General features: G+C 45.2%; 9 protein-coding genes. 1 reads left to right on the forward strand and 8 read right to left on the reverse strand.

What is annotated here, in order from left to right; all coding sequences use genetic code 11:
• Positions 1-16 precede the first annotated feature (16 nt).
• Together ACHA8N_RS17510 and ACHA8N_RS17515 are read right to left on the reverse strand one after the other, a co-directional pair.
• Positions 17-1,450, reverse strand: coding sequence for a RecQ family ATP-dependent DNA helicase (locus ACHA8N_RS17510; RefSeq protein WP_147510923.1), 1,434 nt, complete (start codon positions 1,448-1,450; stop codon positions 17-19).
• A complete protein-coding gene (locus ACHA8N_RS17515) occupies positions 1,447-2,460 on the reverse strand; it encodes a YpbB family protein (RefSeq protein ID WP_393966479.1) in 1,014 nt (337 codons plus the stop codon). The genes ACHA8N_RS17510 and ACHA8N_RS17515 overlap by 4 nt, the downstream gene beginning before the upstream one ends.
• A gap of 274 nt (positions 2,461-2,734) precedes the next feature.
• Here ACHA8N_RS17515 and ACHA8N_RS17520 point away from each other — a divergent pair, with 274 nt between their 5' ends.
• Positions 2,735-2,983: a ferredoxin gene (locus ACHA8N_RS17520; protein ID WP_012370689.1), complete on the forward strand. Its 249-nt coding sequence runs from the start codon at positions 2,735-2,737 to the stop codon at positions 2,981-2,983.
• 99 nt (positions 2,984-3,082) lie between these two features.
• Here the strand turns inward: ACHA8N_RS17520 and ACHA8N_RS17525 are convergent, their stop codons facing one another.
• The 6 genes from ACHA8N_RS17525 to ACHA8N_RS17550 all read right to left on the reverse strand — a co-directional run bounded on the left by ACHA8N_RS17525 (position 3,083) and on the right by ACHA8N_RS17550 (position 9,867).
• A complete protein-coding gene (locus ACHA8N_RS17525; RefSeq protein WP_114595539.1) occupies positions 3,083-4,042 on the reverse strand; it encodes an ABC transporter permease in 960 nt (319 codons plus the stop codon).
• Positions 4,042-5,115 (reverse strand): ABC transporter permease, encoded by a 1,074-nt coding sequence (locus ACHA8N_RS17530; RefSeq protein WP_147510921.1) that lies wholly within the window; start codon positions 5,113-5,115, stop codon positions 4,042-4,044. Before ACHA8N_RS17530 ends, ACHA8N_RS17525 begins: the two co-directional genes overlap by 1 nt.
• Positions 5,112-6,641 (reverse strand): ABC transporter ATP-binding protein, encoded by a 1,530-nt coding sequence (locus ACHA8N_RS17535; protein ID WP_114595537.1) that lies wholly within the window; start codon positions 6,639-6,641, stop codon positions 5,112-5,114. Before ACHA8N_RS17535 ends, ACHA8N_RS17530 begins: the two co-directional genes overlap by 4 nt.
• A 65-nt stretch (positions 6,642-6,706) precedes the next feature.
• Positions 6,707-7,780, reverse strand: coding sequence for a BMP family lipoprotein (locus ACHA8N_RS17540; RefSeq protein ID WP_393966480.1), 1,074 nt, complete (start codon positions 7,778-7,780; stop codon positions 6,707-6,709).
• Positions 7,781-7,908: 128 nt separating this feature from the next.
• Entirely contained in the window at positions 7,909-8,628 is a 720-nt protein-coding gene (locus ACHA8N_RS17545) for a GntR family transcriptional regulator (RefSeq protein ID WP_147510919.1), read from the reverse strand.
• A gap of 222 nt (positions 8,629-8,850) precedes the next feature.
• Complete coding sequence (locus tag ACHA8N_RS17550; RefSeq protein ID WP_147510918.1) at positions 8,851-9,867, reverse strand: BMP family lipoprotein; 1,017 nt, start codon at positions 9,865-9,867, stop codon at positions 8,851-8,853.
• Positions 9,868-10,071: the final 204 nt, after the last annotated feature.

The raw sequence follows: 10,071 nt of genomic DNA on the forward strand, positions 1-10,071 counted from the left end.
AAGGAATACTACTAGTTTACACTGAATGGCGGGATGAAAAAAAGACTTCTTCTAATCGGCGTTTCCAGTCCAGTTGTTCGGTTTCCGTCTCGATGAGCGGTGCATCCGTCGTCAGTGTGCCGCAGTTGTCACAACATCGGTCCTGAATGATGGGAGGTTCTCCAAAATGCTGTAAAATAAAAGCGCGGCGACATGACGTATTTTGAATATAATTTATCATTTGCATGAGTTCACGTAAACGTATTTTTTTACGCTCTTCTTGCCATCCGATGATGTCCTCCTGAGTTTTCCCTTCCATCAGCTGACTTTTCAGCAACCGGTAGGCCGGTTCGTCGGGATCTAATCGAAGACGGCGCTCAATAGCGTCAAACGATTCTCCTTGATGACGCAATCGTGCCACCTGATCAATCCAAAGCACCGATGCGTATTGCTTGTCGACTAAAAAATGCTGCAGCTGTTGATCCCCCGGGGAAAATAATAAAATCGCCGTCGACAGTTGTCCATCCCGTCCGGCTCGTCCGACTTCCTGCATATAGGCTTCAATCGTCGCAGGCATCGTGTAATGAATGACTGTCCGGACATTTCCTTTATTGACCCCCATTCCAAATGCACTTGTGCAGACGAGACAGTCGATTTCGTCATGCAAAAACTGTTGTTGGATGAGCTGTCGGTCTTCTGCTTCGAGACCAGCATGATAATACGCGGCATGTGGTAGAAAGAAGGCAATCCGTTCCGCCTCTTTCCGTGTTGTCGTATAAATGACACACGGGCGATTCACCGTCTTTAAACGAGTTTGTAACACTGCATCTTTTTCACTCGGATCAGTGTGCTCGACGATGAATTGAATTTCCGGTCGATTCACGGAGTGACGAATCCGTTCGGGCTGTTCGAGTGAAAGTCCCGCTATGATATCGTGCTCCACTTGACGTGTCGCCGTTGCTGTCAAGGCCAGGCAAGGCGGATTTCCAAGCCCACGTCGAATCGGCCCCAGTTTGGCATAATCCGTTCTGAATTCGTGTCCCCATTGCGAAATACAATGGGCCTCATCGACAACAAATAAGTTGATTTTGACTTCTGCAAGTCTTCTTTGGATTTGCGGTACGGCTAATTGCTCGGGAGATAGATACAGATAACGCAACTGATCCACCTGACGTAAAATCTGTTCTTTTTGTTCGCGACTTTCAAGGGACGTCAATTTAGCAACTGAACGTTCGCCCCGGCTTTTAATCTGCATGACTTGATCTTCAATCAAAGAAAGCAACGGGGACAAAATCAACGTCAGACCGTCTGACTGAAGGTAGGACGGAAGTTGATAACAGATAGACTTCCCTCCACCTGTCGGCAAGATAGCGACTGTATCTCGTCCCGCAAGCACCGCCTCAATGATTTCCCGTTGTCCATCTCGAAATTGATCGTACCGGAAGATTTTTTTCAGTACGTCCTCCATCATGAACCAGCCACCTTTCTTGCCAAGATGATCCGAATTTGAAAATAGTCAAGTTCCTGCTTTAACGCTTGTTTGATTCGTTTTAACGAAAACGTCTGCAATTGATCGGAAATCGTAATGACTTCCTGGTATTGTGCGTCCCCCACGAATTGTTCAATTGGAAAAACAGACGCATACATTGCAATTTCGACGAGATGATCTTCCATCGTACTTTTTTTCAAATGCCGCTGTTGTGCAATTTGCGGGACACTGTATCCGTTTTTGAGTAATTCCCAAGTTTTTTGGGCGGATTGGGTCATTTTTGTTTGTTCAATATCCTGACCTAAAGACAGGATCAGACTATTTTCCGGTAACTTGCGTAAACATTTTCGCCACGCCATGATGAACTCGAGCTGTAACGAAAGCGGGTCCGTGTTTAAACGGACACTTAATTGCGGAAACGATAACCCGGTCTTTTGTCCGGACAACCGATAGCTGAGTAGAACCGCTTCCCGTTCCGTCAATTCAGATAAGGCGGATTCTAACTCAGCGTGCGCATGCGTTAACCAGTGTGACCGTTCTGGTACTCGTTTGATGTATTGTCTGACCCAGTCTTTTACGGCACTATCTTGTTGGATCGGGACAAAAAAAATCTGTTGTTCCAAACACACGACGGTTTGAATCAATAAGCTAGTCCGTTTCCACAGGTGAAGCGGATATCCCCGCAGTTCCCCGCCTAAATCATCCAGTAAAAAAGGACCGTCCACCTGCTTTCGTCCCGCTTCCGTCACCATCAACGTCTGTTCCCGCTGAATCCAACCAGCCTGTTCGAGTTCTTGCAACACTTGTTCAAATCGTTTTATTTTTAAAGGAAGCATTCCAAACACAGCTTCCAAATTATAAAAGTGAGCATCCTGCAGGGACGTGGCAGATCGTTTCCCTTGTAAAAGATGAAACAAACTGCGATCCGTCCGTTCGTTTCGCAGACGAACGATGGCTTCCATCACTATCCGCTGTAATACTGTCTGTTCCATGCCGTTCCTCCTTTGATCCCGTCTCAATCATCTGTTGACGAATGATCGGCAAAACAGAATTCGTACATTTGTTCTTATTTTACATTTTCCCGTCAAATTACGCCATATGAAAGCCGCTAGGCAAAAGGCGTGCGTAATTTTCAAAAATTAAATCGTCGTTTCACACACTTCTCTCTCTTCCTCATTGAAATGCATGGATGAGTCCGATACAATGACTTATAGATGAGAACAGTACTTAGTTTCCAATGTTTTCGAATCGAAAGGAGAATGACCGATGGCTAAATTTACAATTGTTGACAAAGACACATGTATCGCATGTGGAGCTTGCGGCGCAGCTGCCCCTGATATTTATGATTATGATGATGAGGGCTTGGCTTATGTCATTTTAGATGATAACAAGGGAACAGCTGAAATTCCAGAAGCGTTATTTGATGATATGATCGATGCATTCGAAGGATGCCCGACGGATTCCATCAAAGTAGCCGATGAATCGTTTGAAGGCGACGCTTTAAAATACGAATAATGTTCGATTCATCAGTCTGCTCTTGCATGAGCAGACTTTTTTTGTAAAAAAAATCACTTTCCTACGATAATCGTAGAAAAGTGATACAAACAGGACCTGTTATCGTTTTCCTTTGATATACGGTACACCAACAGCTTTCGGTGCATCCGCCCGCCCTACGACACCAGCAAGTGCCAGAATCGTCAGCAAGTATGGTGCAATCAACAAGTACACTTGTGGAATCTGATCAAGAAGCGGTAACTGTTGCCCGATGATCGAAATCGCTTGAGCAAATCCGAAGAACAAGGCTGCTCCCATCGCTCCGAGTGGATTCCATTTCCCGAAGATCATTGCCGCGATAGCGAGGAACCCTTGTCCGAGAATCGTTGTCACACTGAAGTTCAATGAAATGGACGTCGCGTAGACAGCGCCGGCAAGACCACCAAAACCACCTGAAATCATGACACCGATGAAACGCATTTTCGTAACGTTGATTCCCATCGTATCCGCTGCCATCGGGTGTTCCCCGACAGAACGAAGACGAAGACCAAACGGTGTTTTAAAAATGACATACCAGGCGACAAACGCTAATGCAATCGCAATGTACGACGTGTAGTAGACGTTAGCGAAAAACATCTTGAGTACTGGAATATCTGATAAAAACGGAACGTTTTCCTTCGAAATCCGGTTCGGAATCGAATCCGTCTGTCCTTTTCCATAGAACGCACGTACAAGGAAAATCGCCAGACCAACGGCTAACATGTTAATTGCTACTCCAAGAACCGTCTGATCGGCACGGAACAAAATTGCCGGAATCGCGAGGAACAATGAGAACACTGCGCCGACGACGATTGCAATCAGCATGGCAATCCAAGGACTGGCAGCGCCTAAGCCCATCTTCGACAATGTCAAGGCTGAGACGATACCTGAGAATGCGCCCATGACCATGAGCCCTTCAAGTGCGATGTTGACGACACCCGAACGTTCACTGAAGATTCCACCAAGCGCCGCAATGATCAACGGAGCCGAATAGGCAAGTGCGATCGGTACGATAATATACAGTACTTCTAAAAAGCCCATTATTTATCGGCTCCTTTCACTTTTTTATCTTCTGATTTCTTGACCGTGAACTTCTCGATCAAGAGACGGATCGCGTAACCAGAAGCGACGAAGATGATGATAAACGCAATGATAATTTTAATTAATTCAGGCGGGATGCCGATTTGTTGCATCGAAAGACCACCGATATTCAGACCCGCAAACAGTAAAGCCGCGAGGACGACGCCAATTGGATTGTTGGCACCCAGTAAGGCTACGGCAATCCCGTCAAATCCAACGCCCGTAAATGACGCATTCAACGTCATGTTCTGGAACGTCCCTAACCCTTCCATTGCTCCGGCTAGTCCAGCGAACACACCCGAGATGACGAATGAAAGAACGATGTTTTTGTTGACACCCATCCCGGCATATTCTGCTGCACTCTTATTGAAACCAACTGCCCGTAATTCATAACCGAGCGTCGTTTTCCAAAGAATGAACCAAAAGACGAGTGCTGCCAGGACAGCAATAAAAATTCCATTATGAAGACGTGAGAAATCCGTCAGTTCTTGTAAAAACGGTGACGCAAGAGAAGCTGATTCTTTAACGGATTCCGTCCGTTCGTTCTCAATTCCGATGACATGACGCAAAATATCGTTTGTCACATACAGGGCGATGTAGTTCATCATAATCGAGGTGATAACTTCGTGAACGTGGAATTTCGCTTTTAAGATCCCTGGGATTGACGCCCAAAGCGCTCCAGCAAGTCCTGCTCCAATCAGAGCAAGCGGCAAATGAATCGCTGTCGGGAGATCAAACTCAATCCCAATCCAGACGGCAACCATCCAGCCGACCAAAACTTGTCCTTCGACTCCGATGTTAAATAATCCTGTCCGGAAGGCGAAGGCAACAGCAAGACCAGCAAAAATCAACGGAGCAGCCGCTCGTAATGTTTCCCCGATGCTGTAGGGTTCACCAAAGATGCCGTAAAACAATTGATCAAATCCGTCAACCGGATTGTAGCCACCAGCCAGCATGACGATCGCACCAACGACCATCCCTAAGATGATGGAAAGAATCGGAATCAATATTCCGTAAAAACGTTCCAGTTTCATGAACGACCGACCTCCTCTTTCTTACCGCCGGCCATCAAGAAGCCAAGTTCGATTTCATTTGTTTCTTTAGGATCAAGGAAGGCAACTGTACGTCCTTCGTAAAGAACAGCAATCCGGTCGGATACTTGCAGAATTTCTTCCAATTCAAATGAAATCAATAGAACAGCCCGACCTTTTTCTCGTTCCAGAACCAATTGTTCATGAATGAATTCAATCGCTCCGACGTCTAGTCCACGTGTTGGTTGTGCCGCAATCAGTAAGTCAGGTGAACGGTCCACTTCACGGGCAATGATCGCCTTTTGTTGGTTTCCGCCTGACAAGGCACGGGCAAATGTTTCTGGACTTGGAGTTCGGACGTCGAACTTCTCGATTAAAGTTTTGGCTTTTTCCATGACCTGACCGTAGTTCATGATGCCTGCTTTTGAATACGGTTTTTGATAATACGTTTGTAACACCATGTTGTGTCCGATTGAATAGTCAAGGACGAGACCATGTTTATGACGGTCTTGTGGAATATGTCCGACTCCTGATTCCGTCACTTTTCGTGGTTTTAAGTTTTTAATCGATTTATTGTTGAGGAAGATTTCACCGCTGTCCGCTTTACGCAAACCGGTGATGGCTTCAATCAATTCTGTTTGTCCATTTCCGTCAATCCCAGCGATCCCGACAATTTCACCGGCGCGGATATCAAGATTCAATCCGTCTACTGCCTTGATACCACGGCTGTCTTTGACGACTAAGTCCTTAATATCCAATACAAGTTCTTGTGGAGTTGCCTTGGAATACTCCGCATTAAAGTTTACTTCCCGCCCTACCATCATCTCAGCTAATCTTGATTGCGTCATCGTTTCATCGATGTCAACGGTTCCGATATATTTACCGCGACGAATCGTCGTACAGCGATCGGCGACTTCCATGATTTCCTTCAATTTATGGGTAATCAAGATAATCGATTTCCCTTCAGCAATCAATCGATTCATGATTTGAATCAATTCTTTGATTTCTTGCGGAGTTAAAACAGCAGATGGCTCATCGAAGATTAGAATATCAGCACCACGGTACAATGTTTTTAAAATTTCAACACGCTGTTGCATCCCAACCGAAATATCTTCGATTTTAGCATCTGGATCAACGGCAAGACCGTATTGCTCCGAAATTTGACGGACTTTTTCACGTGCCGCTGCTCGGTCGATTTTCAGACCGGCTTTCGGTTCTGCACCCAAGATGATGTTTTCTGTTACTGTGAAATTTTGAACGAGCATGAAATGTTGGTGTACCATTCCGATCCCCAGATCATTCGCAACGTTCGGACTCGTAATATTCACTTTTTCACCACGTACACGAATCTCTCCAGCCTCAGGCTGATACAAACCAAATAAGACGTTCATCAGCGTCGATTTTCCGGCACCGTTTTCACCAAGTAAAGCGTGAATCTCACCTTTCCGAAGCTGGAGCGTGATGTTATCATTTGCGACGAAACTGCCAAACTCTTTTCGTATGTTTAGCATCTCAATGACGTATTCCAAGAAAATCCACTCCCATGTTTAGTTTAAAAGGGGAGGCCGCAGTACTAGCGACCCCCGCTTCCAGTTTATTTCAGTGACGCTTCGTATTCTTTGTACTCGTCGTCAGTAGCCGGAACTTTGATGTCACCAGCGATGATTTGCTTTTTGAAGTCTTCCACTTTCGTCAAGACGTCTTTCGCTACATTGTCTTGTGATGGTGCGATATCAACTCCGCCGTCTTTGAGACCGAACTCAACGACTTTACCTGCTGGGAAGTTACCGTCTTTTGTATCTTTTGCTACTTGTTCAACTGCTGTATCCACACGTTTGACCATTGATGTCAACGTAACGTTTTCTGGCATACCTTCTTCAACTTGGTCACGGTCTACACCGATTACCCAAACATCTTCGCCGTTTTTCTTACGGTTTTTCGCTTCTGTGAAGACACCTTGTCCTGTTCCACCAGCAGCATGATAGATGACATCGACTTTTTTACCGTACATCCCTGAAGCGATAGCTTGTCCTTTTTCGGCAGCGTTAAAGTCTTCTGCGTATTGAACTTCGATATCAGCATCTGGATTAACAGCTTTAACGCCGGCTTTAAATCCACTTTCGAACTTTTTGATCAAGTCCGAGTTAACACCACCGACGAAACCAACTTTGTCTGATTTCGTTGTCAAACCGGCAACGACACCAACGAGGAATGATCCTTCGTTTTCTTTGAAGACGATTGAAGCAACGTTTGGTTTCTCAACGACCATATCGACGAGTGCAAAGTTGTTGTCTTTAAATTGATCCGCAACTTTACCGATATCTTCCGCCATCAAGAATCCGATACCGAGAATCAGGTCGTATTTCGCACGTGCCAATTGCTGAAGGTTCGGTTGATAATCCGATTGTTTCGCCGACTGGAGATACTTGTAGCCTGTACCTTCTTTTAAGTCGTTGTCTTTACCGAATTTTTGAATACCTTCCCACGCTGATTGGTTGAACGACTTATCGTCAACACCGCCTGTATCTGTAACCATACCTACTTTGAAGCCTGCTTTTTCGTCCCCGCCGCTTGAATCTTTCGAATCATCGTTACCACCACATGCTGCGAGTACCGAACTCATTGCTAAACCTGTTGCTGCTAATGCGAGAAGTGACTTCTTTTTCATCTGAAATAATCCCCTTTCGAATATGGTCATACAAAGTTCCTGACTACGTCAAGCACCTGAGGCTGGTGATGAGGAGCGTTACGTAGGTAGGCGGAAAGCGCTTTCAGTAAACCTCTTAAAACAAGTGGTCAGACACGCTTACGGATGACATGGAAATCGAACTTATCCGCACGGAAATAGTTCGCTGAATAAAGAACGGATCGATCGAGCTCATCATAATGCGTTTGCCGCAAGACGAGTAACGGTTGGTCCGTATGTAGTTGTTCAGCGATCTTTGGATCAATCCGCGGCTCGATATGCGTAACCGCATGTGTGACACGACGTCCTAATTCTTTTTCTAGTGCGTCAAACAGAGATGTCGAAGACGTAAACTGCTCTTCATTTTTAATATAATGGCTTGGAATCTTATCGACACAATAGACGACAGGAATATCTCCTGCAAGTCGGATCCGTTCGATTCGATACACCAGTTCATCCGGATCCAGTTGAAAACGTTCCCGGTCCCGCTCGGTTGGTTGCACCATTTCTGATGACAATACTTCAGATGTCGGAATCATACCCGCCCGGGCAATCATTTCCGTAACGCTGTACAGTTCTTCGATTCCTGAAGTAAACGGTGGTCTTGCATTGATAAACGTACCGACACCGTGTTTACGGATGACGATGTTCTCATCTTCAAGAATTCGTAAAGCCTCTCGAAGAGTCGCTCGACTAACGCCAAGTTGCTTTGAAAGTTCAAACTCTGAAGGTAGTTTCTCGCCTTCCTTGTAAACGCCGTCATCGATGTCGGACTTGATTTTTTCAATCACACGTAAATAAAGCAAACGATGATCTAATTTAATCGACATGACGCATCTCCATCCTCTATCTAGTTGTAACCAGTGCTCAGACTTCTGACGTATGAGAACTCCAGCCAAGATAAGTATATGATGCCGGACACAATCCTGCAATCATTTTGTAACAGGTTAGAAGTCTGACTTCTGGCGCTTTTGTAACCCTTTTCATAACGCAAATGGGATTGGAAGAAAATAGGGCATTCTACCTAAGAATACCCGTTCTCTTCCCGTCTCTTATTGTTCAGGAACGACTGTTTTTTCTTTTATGACCGCCTGTTTCGCTTGTTCGACCTTTTCAAGTGTTTTCTCGGACAACTTGTCTGATTCCACTAGATCCACACCTTGTTCTTTTAAACCGTAACGAATGGTCTCGCCGCCTTTTAGTTTCCCGTCTTTCGCAGCAGTTGCCGTATCCTGAACGGCACGATCCACTCGTTTGATGACAGATGTCAGCGTTACGTCTTCCGGCATGCCTTCTTCTTTTTGATCGCGGTCGACACCGATTACTGCGACCTCTTCACCGTTTTTCTTACGGTTCTTCGCTTCTGTGAAGACACCGTTTCCTGTACCGCCGGCTGCCGGGAAAATAATATCGGCTCCTTTACCGTACATACCGGCTGCGATTGCCTGTCCTTTTTCTGGAGCTGCAAAATCTTCTGCGTATTGTACGTCCACTTTGATTTTTGGATTCACTGATTTTGCTCCGGCTTCGAAACCGGCACGGAAACGTTCGATGACATCCATCTTCATTCCTCCGACAAAACCGATATGGTCCGTTTTTGTCTCCATCGCAGCTACAATTCCAGCAAGATAAGCGCCTTCATTCTCTTTGAACGTAATCGACGTGACATTTTTACCCGGTACGACATTATCGACGATGGCAAATTGTGTGTCTTTAAACTGTTTGGCTACCGCTTCAATATCTTCATTAAACGTATTTCCAATTCCGAATACTAAGTTTTCACCACCACGTGCAAGACGAGATAAGTTAGGTTGATAGTCTTGTTGGGATTTTGACTGAAGATACGAATAGCCATCATTTTGCTTCAGCTGTTGTTCCTTTCCGTATGCTTGAAGACCTTCCCAGGCCGATTGGTTAAACGATTTGTCGTCGATTCCACCTTTATCTGCGACCATCGCTACAGAAAACTGATCTTTTTTACTCGAACTGTTTTCTTCCGATCCTCCACATGCTGCCAAACCAACTGTTGCAACAGTCATTGCTGATACGAACGCATACTGTTTTTTCATCTTCTCCATCTCCTCTTCCTATTATGTGAGCGCTTTCATTATCTATTTGTGAAAAAGCCGCTCACGCACCGTTATACGGTACGCCAACTCATATGATTGAGTATGACAAAGATATTCGTTAAAATCAACAGACGTCTGACAACTATTTGTATGAAAACGGTTTAAGTTTTATTTTTTAGTTTGCTTCCTATAAAAAAAGGGAGA

This window comes from Exiguobacterium sp. S22-S28, from assembly GCF_043359615.1.
Taxonomy (GTDB): domain Bacteria; phylum Bacillota; class Bacilli; order Exiguobacteriales; family Exiguobacteriaceae; genus Exiguobacterium_A.